22 protein-coding genes are annotated in these 18,227 nt (G+C 33.6%); 1 reads left to right on the forward strand and 21 read right to left on the reverse strand.

All coding sequences use genetic code 11. From position 1 onward, the window contains the following. Nucleotides 1–3: 3 nt before the first annotated feature. The 9 genes from uppS to dprA all read right to left on the reverse strand — a co-directional run bounded on the left by uppS (nucleotide 4) and on the right by dprA (nucleotide 8,595). Nucleotides 4–765, reverse strand: a complete 762-nt coding sequence (uppS, locus tag NSA47_RS03840) for an undecaprenyl pyrophosphate synthase (RefSeq protein WP_257529572.1) — start codon at nucleotides 763–765, stop codon at nucleotides 4–6. 55 nt (nucleotides 766–820) lie between these two features. Beyond that, entirely contained in the window at nucleotides 821–1,024 is a 204-nt protein-coding gene (locus NSA47_RS03845; RefSeq protein WP_257529573.1) for a hypothetical protein, read from the reverse strand. A gap of 3 nt (nucleotides 1,025–1,027) precedes the next feature. Then, nucleotides 1,028–1,585, reverse strand: coding sequence for a ribosome recycling factor (gene frr / locus NSA47_RS03850; protein WP_257529574.1), 558 nt, complete (start codon nucleotides 1,583–1,585; stop codon nucleotides 1,028–1,030). Continuing rightward, nucleotides 1,579–2,301, reverse strand: a complete 723-nt coding sequence (pyrH, locus tag NSA47_RS03855) for a UMP kinase (RefSeq protein WP_257529575.1) — start codon at nucleotides 2,299–2,301, stop codon at nucleotides 1,579–1,581. Before pyrH ends, frr begins: the two co-directional genes overlap by 7 nt. Before the next feature lie 115 nt (nucleotides 2,302–2,416). Further along, nucleotides 2,417–3,061, reverse strand: a complete 645-nt coding sequence (tsf, locus tag NSA47_RS03860) for a translation elongation factor Ts (RefSeq protein WP_257529576.1) — start codon at nucleotides 3,059–3,061, stop codon at nucleotides 2,417–2,419. A 109-nt stretch (nucleotides 3,062–3,170) separates the two neighbouring features. Next, nucleotides 3,171–3,914, reverse strand: coding sequence for a 30S ribosomal protein S2 (gene rpsB, locus NSA47_RS03865; RefSeq protein WP_257529577.1), 744 nt, complete (start codon nucleotides 3,912–3,914; stop codon nucleotides 3,171–3,173). 180 nt (nucleotides 3,915–4,094) lie between these two features. Beyond that, complete coding sequence (gene codY, locus NSA47_RS03870; RefSeq protein WP_257529578.1) at nucleotides 4,095–4,886, reverse strand: GTP-sensing pleiotropic transcriptional regulator CodY; 792 nt, start codon at nucleotides 4,884–4,886, stop codon at nucleotides 4,095–4,097. Between the two features lie 272 nt (nucleotides 4,887–5,158). Then, nucleotides 5,159–7,234: a type I DNA topoisomerase gene (topA, locus tag NSA47_RS03875; RefSeq protein ID WP_257529579.1), complete on the reverse strand. Its 2,076-nt coding sequence runs from the start codon at nucleotides 7,232–7,234 to the stop codon at nucleotides 5,159–5,161. A gap of 257 nt (nucleotides 7,235–7,491) precedes the next feature. Continuing rightward, complete coding sequence (gene dprA / locus NSA47_RS03880) at nucleotides 7,492–8,595, reverse strand: DNA-processing protein DprA (protein ID WP_257529580.1); 1,104 nt, start codon at nucleotides 8,593–8,595, stop codon at nucleotides 7,492–7,494. 153 nt (nucleotides 8,596–8,748) lie between these two features. Between dprA and NSA47_RS03885 the strand changes: the two genes are divergently transcribed. Further along, nucleotides 8,749–10,281 carry a YifB family Mg chelatase-like AAA ATPase gene (locus NSA47_RS03885; protein ID WP_257529581.1) on the forward strand — a complete coding sequence of 511 codons (1,533 nt, stop codon included), beginning with the start codon at nucleotides 8,749–8,751 and terminating at the stop codon, nucleotides 10,279–10,281. Between the two features lie 47 nt (nucleotides 10,282–10,328). Here NSA47_RS03885 and NSA47_RS03890 read toward each other — a convergent pair whose 3' ends face one another. The 12 genes from NSA47_RS03890 to ftsY form a co-directional block, all read right to left on the reverse strand. Then, nucleotides 10,329–10,694, reverse strand: coding sequence for a YraN family protein (locus tag NSA47_RS03890; RefSeq protein ID WP_257529582.1), 366 nt, complete (start codon nucleotides 10,692–10,694; stop codon nucleotides 10,329–10,331). 14 nt (nucleotides 10,695–10,708) lie between these two features. Continuing rightward, nucleotides 10,709–11,482: a ribonuclease HII gene (gene rnhB / locus NSA47_RS03895; RefSeq protein WP_257529583.1), complete on the reverse strand. Its 774-nt coding sequence runs from the start codon at nucleotides 11,480–11,482 to the stop codon at nucleotides 10,709–10,711. A 46-nt stretch (nucleotides 11,483–11,528) separates the two neighbouring features. After that, complete coding sequence (ylqF, locus tag NSA47_RS03900; RefSeq protein ID WP_257529584.1) at nucleotides 11,529–12,386, reverse strand: ribosome biogenesis GTPase YlqF; 858 nt, start codon at nucleotides 12,384–12,386, stop codon at nucleotides 11,529–11,531. 15 nt (nucleotides 12,387–12,401) lie between these two features. After that, nucleotides 12,402–12,929, reverse strand: a complete 528-nt coding sequence (gene lepB, locus NSA47_RS03905) for a signal peptidase I (protein WP_257529585.1) — start codon at nucleotides 12,927–12,929, stop codon at nucleotides 12,402–12,404. Nucleotides 12,930–13,083: 154 nt separating this feature from the next. Then, a complete protein-coding gene (rplS, locus tag NSA47_RS03910; RefSeq protein WP_257529586.1) occupies nucleotides 13,084–13,425 on the reverse strand; it encodes a 50S ribosomal protein L19 in 342 nt (113 codons plus the stop codon). A gap of 110 nt (nucleotides 13,426–13,535) precedes the next feature. Then, nucleotides 13,536–14,261 carry a tRNA (guanosine(37)-N1)-methyltransferase TrmD gene (gene trmD / locus NSA47_RS03915; RefSeq protein ID WP_257529587.1) on the reverse strand — a complete coding sequence of 242 codons (726 nt, stop codon included), beginning with the start codon at nucleotides 14,259–14,261 and terminating at the stop codon, nucleotides 13,536–13,538. Continuing rightward, nucleotides 14,258–14,767: a ribosome maturation factor RimM gene (gene rimM / locus NSA47_RS03920; RefSeq protein ID WP_257529588.1), complete on the reverse strand. Its 510-nt coding sequence runs from the start codon at nucleotides 14,765–14,767 to the stop codon at nucleotides 14,258–14,260. Before rimM ends, trmD begins: the two co-directional genes overlap by 4 nt. Nucleotides 14,768–14,879: 112 nt before the next feature. After that, nucleotides 14,880–15,107, reverse strand: coding sequence for a KH domain-containing protein (locus NSA47_RS03925; RefSeq protein WP_257529589.1), 228 nt, complete (start codon nucleotides 15,105–15,107; stop codon nucleotides 14,880–14,882). Between the two features lie 29 nt (nucleotides 15,108–15,136). Continuing rightward, nucleotides 15,137–15,385 (reverse strand): 30S ribosomal protein S16, encoded by a 249-nt coding sequence (gene rpsP, locus NSA47_RS03930; protein ID WP_257529590.1) that lies wholly within the window; start codon nucleotides 15,383–15,385, stop codon nucleotides 15,137–15,139. Nucleotides 15,386–15,418: 33 nt separating this feature from the next. Then, a complete protein-coding gene (ffh, locus tag NSA47_RS03935) occupies nucleotides 15,419–16,756 on the reverse strand; it encodes a signal recognition particle protein (RefSeq protein WP_257529593.1) in 1,338 nt (445 codons plus the stop codon). 14 nt (nucleotides 16,757–16,770) lie between these two features. Further along, entirely contained in the window at nucleotides 16,771–17,133 is a 363-nt protein-coding gene (locus NSA47_RS03940) for a putative DNA-binding protein (protein WP_257529594.1), read from the reverse strand. A 128-nt stretch (nucleotides 17,134–17,261) separates the two neighbouring features. Continuing rightward, the gene (gene ftsY / locus NSA47_RS03945; protein ID WP_257529696.1) at nucleotides 17,262–18,182 is read right to left on the reverse strand and encodes a signal recognition particle-docking protein FtsY; all 921 of its coding nucleotides are present in this window, start codon (nucleotides 18,180–18,182) and stop codon (nucleotides 17,262–17,264) included. Nucleotides 18,183–18,227: the final 45 nt, after the last annotated feature.

Consider the following 18,227-nt stretch of genomic DNA (forward strand, 5'->3'; position numbering starts at 1 on the left):
TTATCATATTCCTCCATACCTACGATCTCTTACTTGATAAGATATAATTGCTTCCATTAAATTTTCTTTTTTAAAGTCAGGCCATAATATATCCGTAAAGCAAAATTCTGTATATGCTAATTGCCATAATAAAAAATTACTTATTCTCATTTCTCCTCCAGGTCTTATCAATAAATCTGGATCAGGTAAATTTGCTGTATATAAATAGTTTTCTACAGTGTTCTCATTGATATTTTCTATTTTTAAATTACCTTTTTGCACCGCATTTAACATATCCTTAAATCCATGTATTAGCTCATCTCGTCCCCCATAATTTAGAGCAACGTTTACTATTAATCCTGTATTTTCTCCAGTTAAGGTCATGGCATCTAGAATAGCTTTCTTTGATTTCTCTGGTAAAGTATCAATCTCACCTATGGCATTTATCTTAATATTATTCCTATGTAGTTCATCTACTTCTTTATTCAGGTACTCGACTAGAAGATTCATTAGAGCATCTACTTCATTTTTAGGTCTTTTCCAGTTTTCAGTTGAAAATGCATACAGCGTCAAAACTTCAATTCCAATATCCGAACTTGTTCTTATTACTTCTCTAAGGGTTTCTACTCCAGCACGATGTCCAGCCATACGTGGTAAACCTCTTTTTTTAGCCCATCGTCCATTACCATCCATGATAATCGCAATATGTTTAGGCAGTTTTTCTTTATCTATATTATGCTCTTGACTTTGGATATCTTTTCTCTTTTTGTTCTTTAAAAAAAACATGACGTTAAAAACCTCCTAGTGAAATAAAAACCCCCCTAAGTAAAAGGGGGCTGAACTAAAAAAATGAAATCAATAATTCAATACAATTAATATCTGTTTCCCTTATTCTCAGTATATAGGGATCCTTTAAATGCTCATCAAAGGAAACATTGGAGTTATTGTTTGGAATTGTTTTAAGAACTTTTACTTGTTTTCCCTGTCGCTCAAAAAAATTCTGACCAACCTCTAAAGGTAATCCAAGGAAATCTTGGATATTCATCTACTAAACCTCCATTATCTCCTGGGTTTTAATTTCAATTAAATTATCCACTTTATCTATATATTTATCAGTGATTTTTTGTATTTCATCTTGGGCTACTCTTAAATCATCTTCAGAGATTATGCTATCTTTTTCTGCCTTTTTCAGCTCATCATTGGAGCTTCTTCTGATATTTCGAATAGCTACCTTTGCATCCTCACCATATTTTCTAACTAGCTTGGATAACTCTTTTCTTCTTTCTTCTGTTAATTGTGGAATGACTAGTCTTATAATTTTCCCATCATTACTAGGATTTAAACCTAAATCAGATTTGATAATCGCCTTTTCTATATCTCCTATAATCTTACCATCCCATGGCTGTATAACCAACATTCTAGGTTCAGGAGTACTAATGTTGGAAAGCTGACTCAATGGCGTGGGAGTGCCATAATACTCCACACTAATCCTATCTAAAATGCTAGGATTAGCCCTTCCTGCTCGCAATGTACCAAACTCATTTTTAAGACTTTCAATACCTTTTTCCATTTTTTCTGTTGCTTCTTTTTTGACTTGATTTAACATTTTCTATCCTCCTTTACATATGTGCCAATGTCCTCACCCAAAACAACTCTTTTTATGTTTTCGGGATCTTGCAGCCCAAATACAATGATTGGAATACCGTTATCCATACATAGAGAAGTAGCCGTAGAATCCATAACCTTTAAACCTTTTTGCAACACATCAATGTAGGTTAGGCTATCAAATTTTTTCGCATCATTATTTGTTATCGGATCACTATCATATACTCCATCAACTTTTTTAGCCAGCAAAATAACATCAGCTTCTATTTCTGCGGCTCTTAAAGCTGCAGTAGTATCTGTTGAAAAGAATGGATTACCGGTACCTGATGCAAATATAACGACTCGTCCTTTCTCTAGATGACGCACTGCCCTTCTTCTAATATAGGGTTCTGCTATTTGACGCATTTCTATTGCTGTTTGAACTCTTACGGGTATGTCGTAATTTTCTAAAGCATCCTGTAGGGCTAAAGCATTAATTACTGTTGCTAGCATGCCCATGTGATCAGCAGTTGTACGGTCCATACCTTTTCCGCTTCTTCCTCGCCAAATATTACCTCCACCTACAACAATCGCAACTTCTACGCCTAAATCCCTTATCTCTTTAATATATTCACTAATAGATGCAATTATATCGGTATCTAATCCAAATCCCCGATCTCCTGCTAAAGCTTCTCCACTCAATTTTAAAATAACTCTTTTATATTTAGGCCTGTGCATTATTTTCCTCCAATCCCTTGAATATATTTTTCTACAAATATATAAAAAACCCTTCTATTTTCAAAAAAAAGGAACACTTTTGTGTGTTCCTTTTCAGTTTTATTCTTCTATAGGATTAAGCCATTTGTCTTTTAACTTCGTCTGCGAAATTTTCTTCTCTTTTTTCTAAGCCTTCTCCCATCTGGTATCTAGTAAATCTTCTAATTTTAACATTTTCCCCTATTTTGGAGATTTGTTCTTTTACCATATCTCCTACTACTTTATCAGGATCTTTAACAAAAGGTTGTTCAAGAAGGCATATTTCTTTAAAATACTTTTTCATTCTTCCTTCTATCATTTTGTCTACAATATGTTCAGGTTTTCCCTCATTTAATGCTTGGGCTTTTAATATGGATTTTTCTTTTTCTATCATTTCTTGTGGAACTTCTTCAGCTTCTAGATAAAGTGGATTTGCTGCTGCTATGTGCATGGCTATATCACGTACGAAGGCTTTAAAATCTTCATTTTTAGCCACAAAATCAGTTTCACAATTCACTTCTACAAGTACGCCTATCTTTCCTCCAAGATGTATGTAAGATTCAACAATTCCTTCAGCCGCTATTCTGCCTGATTTTTTAGCTGCCGCTGATAATCCCTTTTCTCTTAGTAGCTCAATAGCCTTTTCCATATTTCCATTTGTTTCTTCTAAAGCCTTTTTACAATTTAACATTCCCGCTCCAGTAGTTTCTCTTAATTCTTTGATCATAGCACTGGTAACCATCCAAATAACCTCCTTATTTATAATGAATAATTTTCGTTATTTACCACACATTTAAACATATGGGAGAAAGTAAAGGGACAATCCCTTATGCTTTCTCCCATTAATTAATCTATTCTTGTACTTCTTCTACTGTTTCTTCGGTCTCTGCTGTTTCAACATCTTCAAACTGCTCTCCCTGTCTACCTTCGAGAATAGCATCTGCCATTTTGCCGGTAAGAAGTTTTACAGCTCGAATAGCATCATCATTACCTGGGATTACATAGTCTACTTCATCTGGATCACAATTGGTATCTACAATTGCAACAATTGGAATACCTAAGTTTTTAGCTTCAGCAATAGCTATTCTTTCCTTACGGGGATCAACTATAAATAAAGCCCCTGGTATCCTCTTCATATTCTTTATTCCACCTAGAAACTTTTCCAGTTTGTCTCTTTCGGCTTTCAACTTGATAACTTCTTTTTTAGGAAGAACATCGAATGTACCGTCTTCTTCCATTTTCTCTAGATTATGAAGTTTTTCAATACTCTTACTGATTGTTTTAAAGTTTGTTAGAGTACCACCAAGCCATCTTTGATTTACATAAAACATATTGGCTCTTTTCGCTTCACTTTCTACTGACTCTTGAGCTTGTTTTTTGGTTCCTACAAATAATATATCTTTACCCTCTTCTGATATCTCTCTTAAAAAGTTGTAAGCCTGTTCAACTTTTTTAGATGTTTTTTGAAGGTCGATAATATAAATTCCATTTCTTTCAGTAAAGATATACTCTGCCATTTTGGGGTTCCATCTTCTAGTTTGATGACCAAAATGTACACCTGCTTCTAATAATTGTTTCATTGAAATTAATGACATTTCATGTGCACCTCCTTGGTTATTCCGCCATTTTCATCATATTTAAAATGAACCTAGTTGTTTCAGGCACCTCATTTTAAATCAGAAAATGTGTGTGATTTTATCACTTTAAAAAGTTTAACATAGTTCATTACATTAATCAATACAAATTTCAACATATTTCATGCGAAAGGGTGTTTATTATCTTTTATGCAACTTTTCAAGCTCATCTATCAATTTGTCATTCAATATTTTAATAAATGTTCCTTTCATTCCTAATGATCTAGATTCTATTACGCCTGCACTTTCAAACTTTCTGAGGGCATTAACAATAACGGATCTAGTTATCCCTACACGGTCGGCAATTTTACTTGCCACCAGCAACCCTTCATTCCCATCTAGTTCTTTAAAAATATGTTCTACCGCCTCTAACTCTGAATAGGATAATGTGCCAATAGCCATCTGAACAATGGCTTTCTTACGGGCCTCTTCCTCTAACTCTTCACTTTTTGATCGTAGGATTTCCATTCCAACTACTGTAGCACTATATTCAGCTAGAACGATATCTTCCTCCGTAAAGGCATAGTTAAAACGAGCTAAAACTAAAGTTCCCAGACGCTCTCCTCCACTGTTAATAGGTACAATTGTGGTATATCGATTATCATATTTACAAGCTTCATGTTTATATACGCACAATGGGCTTTCTTCTGTCATATTCGCATTTGTTTCTCTTACATTTAATAATGTATCATTATACTCTTTTGGAAATTTAGCTTCTTCGTCTCCATCACTGATCATCTCGTCACTAATTTCACATTCATAATTAGTAGCAAAAGCATAACCTAAAAGTTTTCCTCTTCTACTAGCAATGTAAACGTTGGCATCCAATACCTCACTGAGTATCTTGCCTAAATCAATAAATGAAATGGCTTGATGACCTGATAATTGTAAAACTTTATTTATCTTTCTTGTTTTTTCAAGTAGGGTTAGCATTTATTTTCCTCCTTATATTATCTCCTATTTCAATTTTTATACTTATTAATAGGAAAATCTCCATTGTATTTTAAAAATATAGACAGTATGCTTTATTATCCTATAAAATCCTATACAGTTTGAATACTTCTATGGGATTTTTATCATAAAATAATAACTATAGCCTTAGAGATTTTACCATATATTAAAGGGTTAATCAATAAAAATGTCTTAATTTTCATTATATTAACAAAATTGTCAATATATCTTACTGCTCATGAATTTATCCTATATTAGTCTTGTTGAAAGGTACAGTTTTCATTTAGGCAATAGACTGTCTCTTTTTTACCTTTACCTTTTTTAGCTAAATTATTGCTGCATTCTGGACATTTCTCTTTAATGGGTTGGTCCCAAGTCATAAAATCACATTGAGGATAATTGCTACACCCATAAAAAATTCTTCTCTTTTTACTTTTCTTTACTACAATATCTCCCTGACATTTAGGGCATATTGCACCAGTCTTTTCTAAAATTGGTTTTGTATTTTTACAATCAGGAAATCCAGGGCAGGCTAAAAACTTTCCGAATCTTCCATGTTTTATAACCATATTTCTTCCGCATTTATCACAGATTTCATCTGTTTCTTCGTCTTTTATTTCTATTTCCCCTATATCTTCCTCAGCATGTTTTAAAGTTTTTTCAAAGGGATCATAAAAATCTGCTAAAATTTTTCGCCAATCCTCTTGTCCTTCTTCTACTAAATCTAATTGTTTCTCTAAATCCACTGTAAAATCTACATCTACTATATCCGCAAAATATTCCTTCATTAGATCTGTGACTATAACTCCCAAATCTGTTGGCATCAGTTGTTTTCCGTCTTTTTCCACGTAACCCCTTGTTAAAATGGTGGATATGGTCGGGGCATATGTACTTGGACGTCCAATCCCTTGTTCTTCTAAGGTTTTTACTAATGTAGCCTCAGTAAATCTTGGTGGTGGTGAGGTGAAATGTTGCTTATCTATTAGTTTGTTTACCTTTAACTCTTCGCCTTCTTCTAAGGAAGGTAATAAGGTCTCTTTTTCTTCAGTTTCCTCATCCTTACCCTCTATATATATGGACATAAAACCTGGAAATTTTAATTGGGAACCACTGGAGGTAAAAGTGTACTCTCCCGCTTGGATATTAACCGATACTGTATTGTAGATAGCCTGACTCATTTGACTCGCTACAAACCTATCCCATATCAATTTATATAACCTATATTGATCCCTTGATAAGGATTCTTTAATTTCATTTGGAACTCTATATGTGGAAGTCGGACGAATGGCTTCATGAGCATCCTGCACTTTTTTACCTTTATTTTGTTTTTTGTTCTTGCTTCCTAAATACTCTTGTCCATACTCCTTATTAATATATTTCGCACATTCATCTATGGCTTCTGTTGAAATCCTAGGGGAATCGGTACGAATATAAGTTATTAATCCTACATCACCTTCACCCTTAATATTTATCCCCTCATAAAGTTGCTGAGCGATACTCATAGTTTTTTTAGCGGTGAAGTTTAATTTTCTTGAAGCTTCTTGTTGAAGACTGCTAGTGGTAAAAGGTAGAGAAGGGTTTCTTTTTTTTATTCCTTTTTTTATTTTATTAATAATGTAGCGCTGATCGGATAATTCTTTTAAAATATCCTTAACTTCTTTTTCATTATTTAATTCTAACTTCTTCCCCTGTTTTCCATAGAATTTCCCTTCAAAAGGATTATTACTATTCATCTTGCTAAACAAAGCCGTTATGGACCAATATTCTTTTGGTATAAATTTCTCTATTTCCTCTTCTCTATCCACAATTATTCGTGTAGCTACTGACTGAACACGACCAGCACTTAAACCTTTTCTAATTTTTTTCCATAGTAGAGGACTAATCTTATACCCCACAAGCCTATCTAATGTTCTACGAGCTTGCTGAGAATCCACCAAATTTTGATTTATTTTTCTGGCATTTTTCAAAGAGTTTTTAACTGCATTTTTTGTAATTTCATTAAATTCAATTCTACATTTTTCTTCACTGTTAATATTTAATTGTTTAGCCAAATGCCAAGATATGGCCTCTCCTTCTCGATCAGGGTCAGTAGCCAACAACACTCGATTTACTTTATTGCTTTCTTTTTTCAATTTATTTACTATGGGGCCCTTTCCACGAATTGTAATATATTTTGGCTGAAAGTTTTCCTCAACATCTATACCCAGTTGGCTTTTAGGTAAATCTCTAACATGTCCCATAGTGGCTTCAACTTTATAGCCTTTGCCCAAAAACTTGCCAATGGTTTTGGCCTTTGCGGGAGATTCAACAATTACTAGAGTTTTAGCCATAATTACACCTCCATTATTTACAAATAATCATTATAGCAGAAAATAGAACATTATCAAAATAAACAATTATCAGTATTTTAATTTAATTATTATTTACGTTGGATAATGGCCAGCTGATATTCATCATTTTTCTATCTCTTCTTTCCCTTATGTCTATAAATTTCTTATATCTCAACTTCAACCCTTATTTTCTTATCCTATAGCCATTCTTATGAATAAGAATGGCTATAGGATAAGAAAAAAGTAAATATATAATGCTATTTTAAATAATAGCCATCAATATATTTTATTATAATTCCTTTTAATTCTAACATGGTAAGACAGGCATTTACAGTTGATGTAGGATATCCACATTCCCTGATGATATCATCTATAGTATTAAAACCATTTTTGATTTTCATTAGTATAATTTTCTCTTCCTCTGTTACTTGTTCATATTGTTTTGCAGAATGGTCTTGGGTCCTGTTTGATAATAGGTCTATCTTTGAATGAAGATAGGGAAAAATATCCTCTATTATATCCTCCACCTTAGTTACTACTTTTGCCCCTTCTTTAATTAAGTTATTTGTTCCTTTACTTGTGGTTGTATCTATGTTTCCAGGGATAGCATAGACTTCTCTTCCTTGCTCTAAAGCAAATTCAGCAGTAATTAAAGAACCGCTTTTTTCTCCTGCCTCAATAATAATTGTACCTAAGGATAATCCGCTTATTATCCTGTTCCTTGCAGGAAAAAAATTTGGTTTCGGTAGTATTGAAAGTGGATATTCTGAAATTACTGATCCTTTTAATTCTATTTCTTGCATTAATTCTTTATTTTCCACAGGATATATAACATCAACCCCACAACCTAAAACAGCAACAGTTTTACCTTTGGCTTGTAATGCACCTTTATGGGCATAAGTATCGATGCCCCGAGCCATTCCACTAACAATAGTAATTCCCATTGAAGCAAGTTCAAAGGCTAATTTTTCAGCCATTTTCAATCCATAATAGCTAGCCTTTCTAGAGCCCACAATACTTATTGCTACTTCATCGATGACGGTAGAACCCTTGCAGTATAAAACCGGTGGAGGATCATATATTTGTTTCAATAGTTTAGGATATTCCTCATCCTCCAAGAGCAATGTATCTACCTTCTGTTTTTCCAATTTTTTTGCATACTCCAATGTATCTTTCAAGTTCTTATGGTTTAGTATTGAATCAATGGCAACTTTATTTAGATTAGGAACCATAGAAAGTTCTTCCTTATTAGCATAATAAACTTCCTCTATATTCTGAAAATATTCATATATACTTAAAAATCTTTTCGTTCCTATATTCGGAATCCTACTAAGCCATAACCAGAAACATTTCCTTTCCATATCATTTTTCTCCTTATAAGTATAATTTTAATCTACTTCTATGTTTAATAATCAAATACCTTTTTTTACTATATACTTTTTGAAATTATGCAGGAAAGCCGTTCTCCTATGTCGTAATAGAATAATATGGAAATAAATAACGGAGGTTATTAAATGTTAGCTAAAATAAACAGTTGTGCATTAGTAGGTATTGATGGGGAAATTGTAGAGGTAGAGGTGGATATATCAAATGGATTGCCATCCTTTTCACTGGTTGGCCTGCCCGATATCGCCGTTAAAGAATCTAAAGAAAGAGTATATTCTGCTCTTAAGAATAATGGATATGAATATCCAATGAAACATATTACAATAAATCTTGCTCCTGCTGATTTAAAAAAAGAAGGACCATCTTATGACTTGTCTATTGCTATTGGTGTTTTATTAGCTTCTCAACAAATTAAAGCCTGTTCAGTAACTGAAGTAGCCTTTCTAGGTGAATTGTCTTTAAATGGAGATATACGTCCTATAAAAGGTGTTCTTTCTATGTGCATGGCTTTGTATAATAAGGGAATAAAATCCCTCATTCTTCCTGAAGAAAACGCTTTAGAAGCTTCATTAATAGAAGGATTGAATATATTGCCTGCAAGTCATCTCTCCCAGGTGATTAAACATCTTACGGCAGAAGAGCTTATCTCACCTTTTCCTTGTAAAATCAATTCTTATTTTCATGAAACTATAGACCCTGGTATGGATCTAAGTGAGGTAAAAGGTCAAGAAAGTGTAAAGAGGGCATTAGAGGTTGCCGCTGCTGGCGGACACAATCTAATTATGATAGGACCACCGGGTTCTGGGAAAACAATGATTGCCAAAAGATTGCCCACCATTTTACCCACAATGACCTTAGAAGAATCTCTACAGATAACCAAAATATATAGTGTTGCTGGCCTTTTGCCCCCTTCCACTCCCCTTATTATTAAAAGACCTTTTAGATCTCCCCATCATACGATATCTTCTGTTTCACTCGTAGGAGGAGGAAGAATCCCTAAACCAGGTGAGATTTCTCTTTCCCACTTGGGAGTATTATTTTTAGACGAGTTACCCGAATTCCAAAAAAACGCTCTTGAAGTTTTAAGACAACCCTTGGAAGAAAAAAATGTAACCATCTCTAGAATTAATGCCACGCTTAGTTATCCAGCTGATTTTATGTTAATAGCTAGTATGAATCCCTGTCCTTGCGGATATTATGGAGATGATGAACGGGAATGCAATTGTTCTCCAAGACAAATTAATAATTATTTAAGTAAAATATCAGGGCCATTATTGGACAGGATTGATATACATGTGGAGGTTAAGGCTACAAAATATGAACATCTAAAAGGAAGTTCTTCCAGTGAAACATCTGAAACCATAAGAAAAAGAGTGAATAGGGCTAGAGAAATACAATTAGAACGATATAGAGGAAGCAAGGTTCTGTTTAATTCTCATTTAAATCCTAGGAACATTGAAAAATTTTGCAGCTTAGGCCCCCAGGAAAACCAATTAATGCAAAGGGCATTTGAAAACCTAAAGCTTAGCGCCAGAGCATATCACCGTATACTAAAAGTCGCAAGGACTATTGCCGATTTAGAACCATCAGAGAAAATAAATATCTATCATCTCAGTGAGGCAATCCAGTACCGTAATCTAGATAGAAAATTTTGGGGGTAAAAAATAGAGTGGCGATATTATTCCACTCTATTTTTAGTAGGCTTATTTTATGTCATTAGAAATGCATTAGGAATAATATTCACATCCTGTACAATTCCATTGGAGAACCATACTTCTATTACGTCAAAACGTATATTCTTACTAAATTCATTATGAATTTTTAAATAATATAATGCAGTTTTGATTATTTTCATTTGCTTACTTTTATTTACCGCTTGAGCAGGTGTACCAAATAGATTATTTTTTCTTGTTTTGACTTCTACAAATACTATGGTATCCTCCTGTTTAGCTATAATGTCAATTTCCCCAAGTTTACATCTGAAATTTTGCTCTATAATTTTATAACCTTTTTTACTCAAAAATTTCCTGGCTTCTTTTTCTCCAATTATCCCCACTTCAATATTTCTAGCCAAATGGCTCAGCCCCATTAAATAATGTTTTTTAAAAATGTTTGTCTATGTATATTGGTAATGCCCCTCTTTGAAATTCCTTCTCTATGTTCCAGTGTACCATAGCCTTTATTTTTATCAAAGGCATAATAAGGCAGCTCTTTGTGATATTCATTCATCATTTCATCTCTAGTAACCTTGGCAATTATACTAGCAGCCGCTATAGAAAGAGACTTGCTATCCCCTTTATTAATAGGTAATTGACTAATAGGAATATTATCACATTTCATGGCATCAATAAGTAAAAAATCTGGTTTTATTCTTAAGTCTTTTACAGCTAAGGCCATGCTTACTTTAGTTGCTTGATAAATATTAATTTCATCGATTACATTAGCGTCTACAATTCCAATCCCTATATCCAATGCCTCTTCCTTAATCTGATGATAAAGTTTTTCTCTCTTTTTAATAGACAACTTCTTAGAATCATTAATAAATAAGATATTACAATCCTTAGGTAAAATTACGGCTGCACTTACCACTGGCCCTGCCAAAGGCCCTCTTCCCACCTCATCTATGCCAGCTACTAGCTCATATCCCTGGGAATAACATTCTTGCTCAAACATCTTCATTTTTTCTATACGTGCCAATTCATCATGATACCCAAGGAGTTCTTTGTTAAGCTTCTCCGCTAATTGTCGAACAGTTTTACGTTTATCATGCCTTAGGACACTGATTAAGCTTAAATAATTATCCAAAGGAATGGATTGGATATAGGCTCTAATCTCCGACAAACTCATAGATTCAAATTTCAATGTAATATTCTCCTTAAATATTTATTTTATCAAATGAAGTAAAATTCTATATTTCTACAGGATCAGGCATTTCTAAGGAAATTTTTCCTATCTTCCCCTTGCGAAATTCCTCTAACAACATTTCGGCTGTTCTAGTATAATCAGGTTCTCCACCCTTTACTATATTTCCTCTTTTTGTAGCGATATCTGTAAAAACCTCTAGAGCCTCTTTATGCTTTATTTGGATTTTATATCTATCCTCTAGTAATTTGGGATACTGTTCTGTTAAAAACTTTATTAGATTAAAAGCTAGTTCTTCCTGATCTAGTATATCATCTTTTATAGAGCCTATCCAAGCTAGCTTAAGACCTATCTTTGGATCTTCGAATTTAGGCCAAAGTATTCCCGGCGTATCTAATAAATCTATTTTTTCACTTATTTTAATCCATTGCTTCCCTTGCGTCACACCTGGTCTATTTCCGGTTTTTGCACTTGCTCTCCCTACAACTTTATTAATAAAAGTAGATTTCCCCACATTAGGAATACCAATAATCATACAACGTATTGGTCTATTTTTCCTTCCTTTTTGCACTAATCTATCGAGCTTTTCTTGCATTATCTTTTCTATTTTTTTTAGGACTTGATTTATTCCCTGACCGGATATGGAATTAATAAAAATATTATCTGCTTTATGCTCCTCCAAAAATGTTTGCCATTGCTTGTTTATTATTGGATCAGATAAATCAGCTTTATTTAATACCATTAATTTTGGTTTACTACCAATTAATTCATCAACATCTGGGTTTCTACTACTAATAGGTACCCTTGCATCTATAATCTCAATAACGACATCTACTAAAGTAAGGTTATCTTTTATTAATCTTTTGGCTTTAGCCATATGTCCTGGATACCACTGTATGTTCATAGATTTCACCTACTCTTATTCAATAATTTTCATAGCCTTTAATGGCCAGATTTTCACTATAGCTTTCCCAATAATATTTTCTTTAGTTAAGAATCCTACATCTCTGTATCGGCTATCCCGACTATTATTTCTATTATCCCCTAACACGAAATAACTATTATTGGGAACCTTTGTCTTAGGAAAATTCTCAATTTTATTTGAAGGAATATAGGGTTCTACTACTTCCTTATCATTAATATATACAACATTATTCTTTATTTCAACTGTATCCCCATCTTTTGCGACAATTCGCTTAATGAAACTTAGGCTCAGGTCAGCAGGATACTTAAATACTATGATATCTCCATAATCTGGTTCATGGATGAGATATTCTATCTTATTAATAACTAATCTATCTTTATTTGCCAAAGTTGGGTACATTGAACTTCCCCTCACCTCAAAAGGCTCAAATAAAAAAGATTTTATAATCATAGCTATAATTCCAGCTATAATGATCGTCCTAAGCCACTCTATCCATTCATTTTTTTCAGACTTGGTTTTCACTTTTCTTCCCCCTTTACAGGACATATAAAAACCAAATTTTAATATATAAATAAGAAAACGGCTAACGCCGTATTTGTAAAATAGGAAAGTTTAGTCTCTTTTTACTAAGACCAACTTTCCTATATCAAAATAAGAAGGGACTGTAGAACAGTCCCTATTTTCTCTCTTTAACTTTTGCAGCTTTTCCTACACGATCACGTAAGTAGTTAAGCTTAGCTCTTCTTACTTTTCCTTTTCTTGTTACTTCAATCTTATCAATTCTAGGAGAATGTAGTGGGAAAGTTCTTTCAACACCTACACCATAGGAAATCTTTCTTACAGTAAAGGTTTCTCTAATTCCACCATTTTGTCTCTTTAAAACAATACCTTCAAAAACTTGGATTCTCTCTCTTTTGCCTTCCACAACTTTCGCATGAACTCGTACTGTGTCACCTGCATTAAATTCTGGAATGTCATTTCTTATTTGCTGTTGTTCTATTGATTTAATGATATTCATTCGTGTACCTCCTTCCTTACTAGACGTTCTTATTCGACTATGAATAGAGGACCGCCCGGGATAACATTGAAATTATATCATAGATATTATAGTAATTCAATAAATTTAATCTATTTATTGTACTTTGATAATAATATTCGATCTTCCTTATTTAAATTTAATTTATTAAATAAATCTGGTCGACGCATTTTTGTTTTTAACAGAGCTTCTCCTCTTCGCCATTTCCGTATTTCTTCATGATTGCCTGAAAGTAATACCTCAGGCACCTTTTGATCTAAAAATTCATAAGGTCTTGTATATTGTGGAAATTCAAGCAACCCACTGGATATAGAGTCCTCAGTGGCACTATTCTCATTTCCTAGCATCCCTGGTAATAATCTAGAAAGACAGTCAATTATAACCATGGCAGGTAGTTCTCCTCCAGTTAGAACATAATCTCCTAGGGATACCTCATGGGTTACAATTTTATCTATTATTCTTTGATCTACCCCTTCATAGTGTCCACATAAAAAAATCACTTGAGGATATTGAGATAATTCCTCCGCTAGATTTTGATTGAAATGCTCCCCTTGGGGAGTCAAATAAATACATGGGGCTTTTATATCTATCTTTTCAATACTTTGATATGCATCATATATAGGCTGAGGAGTCATAACCATTCCAGGCCCTCCCCCGTAGGGATAATCATCTGCTTTTTTATGTTTATCCCTTGAAAAGTTCCTAATATTGACAACATTTATATCAATGATATTCTTTTGTATTCCCCTTTTCATAATGCTCGTTCCTATAAAATCATTAAACATTTCCGGGAATATTGTCAAAATATCTATTTTCATAATTCCATCAAATCCTTTGGAATATCTGCCCTAGCAATTTTACCTACTATATCAATTTCTTTAAAAATTTCTTTCCGTGCAGGTACTAAGATTTCCTTACTGTTTCCCTTAATAACATATATATCTGTCGGCCCTGTTTGAAGTATATCTGTGATTGTTCCTATTCTTTCATTAGTTAGGGAATAAACTTCTACTCCTATTAAGTCCCTAATGAAATATTGGTCTTTTGCTAAGGCTATAGCATCCTTTCTTTCTATAGATATAAAATATCCTTTTAACTCCTCGGCTTGATTTCGATCGGTTATTTCATTAAGCGAGGCTAGAATATGATTCTTATGAATACGCACCTTAGAAATTGTCAAAGGATACCGTGCATCTTTTTTTTCGATATATACTTTATTAAGAGAATAAAATCTCTCTGGATCATCCGTTAACGGTAAAATTTTCACTTCTCCCTTTATACCATGGACATTTATAATCTTACCTACATGTAAAAAATCCTCCACTTTTTCACCTCTATTTTCAACTTCACATTTATAAGATGTTTATCTTATGGATTAATATTCTTATAAGAACTTTATTATATTCAAAAAGTTAGGCCAAAGCCTAACTCTTTTATTAAATAATCTCAACAATAACTCTTTTATTTTCTTTTGTCGCAGCTGCTTTTACAACGGTACGAATAGCTTTGGCTATTCTCCCCTGCTTTCCTATGACCTTGCCCATATCTTCTGGTGCTACTTTCAACTCTAGGATTATGGACTGTTCACCCTGTACTTCATTTACAACTACAGCCTCTGGTTGGTCAACTAATGCCTTTACAATCACTTCTACTAAGTTACGCATAGGTTATCCTCCCTGAATCATTGTTGTTATTATCCATTTATAATCCCGTTTTTCTTTAATAGGGATTTCACAGTATCAGATGGTTGCGCTCCATTGTTTAACCATTTAAGTGCTTTTTCACCATCTATTTTTATTTCAACTGGTTCGGAAATGGGGTTATAATATCCTATTTCCTCTATGAATTTTCCATCTCTTGGTGCACGGGAGTCTGCAACAACAATTCTGTAGAAAGGTCTTTTTTTAGCTCCCATTCTTCTCAATCTCATTTTCACTGCCATATTTCTCACCTCCTTTAACTATTTATATCTACATTACATAAATGGAAATTTAAATCTACCCTTTTTGGATCCTTTTTCCATATTAGTAAATTGTTTCATGAGTTTCCTACTTTGTTCAAAGTTTTTAATCAATTTATTTACATCTTGAACTTTAGTGCCACTGCCTGCAGCTATTCTTTTTCTTCTACTAGCATTAATAATACTCGGGTTGTTTCTTTCTATTTTTGTCATGGAATTTATAATAGCTTCAGCCTGTACCAGTTGATTATCATCAAATTCCAAGCCTTTTAATTTTTTATTATTCATACCAGGAACCATCCCCAAGATATCCCCAATGGGTCCCATGTTTTTAACTTGTTGTAACTGCTCTAAAAAATCCTCAAAAGTAAATTCTTGCGTTCTTAATCGTTTTTCTAACTCCATTGCTTTTTTTTCATCAAAATTACTTTGGGCTTTTTCTATAAGACTGAGAATATCTCCCATGCCCAATATTCTAGAAGCCATTCTATCGGGGTAAAAAGGTTCCAAGTCCGTTAGCTTCTCTCCCATTCCCACAAACTTTATAGGTTTTCCCGTAACCGCTCTAACGGATAAAGCTGCACCTCCACGAGTATCCCCATCTAATTTTGTAAGCACTACACCATCTAAACCTAATTGCTCATTGAAACTTTCCGCTACTGTCACAGCATCTTGTCCAGTCATAGCATCTACAATTAACAAGATTTCTGTAGGCTGCACAGAAGACTTTATATTCTTTAACTCATCCATTAGTTCCTCATCAATATGCAAACGCCCAGCAGTATCAATGATGACGACATCCTTTTGGTTGGCTTTTGCATATTCAACTCCTGCTTTAGCTATGTCCACAGGGGAATGATGATTGCCCATGGAGTAAACAGGAATATTTAAACTTTCTCCTACAACATGGAGCTGATCAATGGCTGCTGGTCTATAGACATCACAAGCGACTAAAAGGGGATTTTTCCCTTGTTTGGCTAGTAGTCCTCCTAATTTCCCTGAGGTTGTGGTCTTACCTGCTCCTTGTAATCCTGTCATCATTATTACTGTTGGAGGCTTACTGGAAAAAATGATTTTACTTTGGGTGCCTCCCATTAGATTGGTCATTTCTTCATTGACAATTTTTATAACTTGTTGTCCTGGCGTTAAACTTTCCATAACTTCCTGCCCTACTGCTCGTTCTTTTATTTTTGCAATAAAATCCTTAACAACCTTATAGTTTACATCGGCTTCCAATAGGGCTAATCTAACTTCTCGTAGCGCTTCCTTTAGATCCTTTTCGTTTATCTTGCCTTTTCCTTTTAACTTTTTAAAAGTTTCCTGTAATTTCTCCGCTAATCCTTCAAAGGCCATTATAACCCTCCTGATCAATCAATTAGTAGATCATTCAATACATCTTCAATACTGTTTAAAAACTTCTTTAAACTTTCCTCTTCAAAGCTTATATTTCTATTTTTATGTTCCATGATTTTATCTTTTATTTCTAAAATTTTCTTCTTTTGATTTAAAAACTTTTCCACTAATCCAAGTTTTTTCTCATAATGATTTAGTAATTTTTCTGACCTTTTTATATTATCGTAGACGGCTTGCCTAGTTATAGATAATTCTTCTGCAATTTCTCCTAGAGATAAATCCTGATTATAATATAAATCCAAAACTTTTTTCTGTTTTTCTGTTAGAAGTTCGCCATAAAAATCATATAGTAAAGATATTTTTACTAACTCAATCATGTAAATCATCCTATTTTTATGTTGTAAAGGCTTTTTACTTTACAGAAGTATTTTAATTGATTCTATATTATTTGTCAACCTAATAATTTTAAAAATGAGTATCTCTAAATCCAAAGATAAATTGACTATTAGAACAGTGCATCTACAAACTGTTCTGCATTAAAAATCTGCAAGTCCTTCACTCCCTCTCCAACTCCTACAAATCGGACGGGTATATTTAGTTGAGATTTAATAGCCAATATCACTCCCCCTTTTGATGTTCCATCTAATTTGGTAAGTATGAGCCCATTTACATCGCATATCTCACTAAAAAGTTTTGCTTGACTTATGGCATTTTGTCCTGTTGTAGCATCCAATACTAAAAAAGTATGACGATTACTTTCTGGAAATTCTTTACTAATGATTCTATTAATCTTTTCTAATTCATTCATTAAATTCTTTTTATTATGAAGTCTTCCCGCCGTATCGCATATCAGTATATCTGTATTTCGTGCTTTTGCTGCTTGAATAGCATCGTAAATCACTGCTGCGGGGTCTGAACCCTGTTTATGTTTAATAATATCTACGCCTACCCTATTGGCCCAAATATCTAATTGTTCCACTGCCGCAGCCCTAAATGTATCCCCAGCAGCTAATAGGACGCTCTTGCCTTGGGACTTATATTGAGCAGCGAGTTTTCCAATGGATGTAGTTTTTCCTACCCCATTGACCCCTATAATAAGAATGACACAGGGATCTTCAATAGGAAATTCTTCATCCTCTTTAAGAATTTCATATAGCACTTCTTTTAATAAACTTCTTAATTCTTGGGGATCACTTATTTTATTTTTACGAACACGGGTCTTTAAATTGTCTATTATTTGGATTGTGGTTTCCATTCCTATATCTGCTGTGATAAGCACTTCTTCGATTTCCTCGTATAATTCTTCGTCAATCCCTTGGTATTGGCTAATAATTTGATCTACCTTTTCAGTAATTCCTTGCTTTGTTTTAGATAACCCCTCTTTTAATCTCGTAAAAAAGTTTGAAGGGGTTTCTTTCTCCTTCATCTCTTCACCATCTACTGCTTTTTCTTCTACTATCTTCTCTTTTTC

The organism is Irregularibacter muris (assembly GCF_024622505.1).
GTDB classification, from domain to species: domain Bacteria; phylum Bacillota; class Clostridia; order Eubacteriales; family Garciellaceae; genus Irregularibacter; species Irregularibacter muris.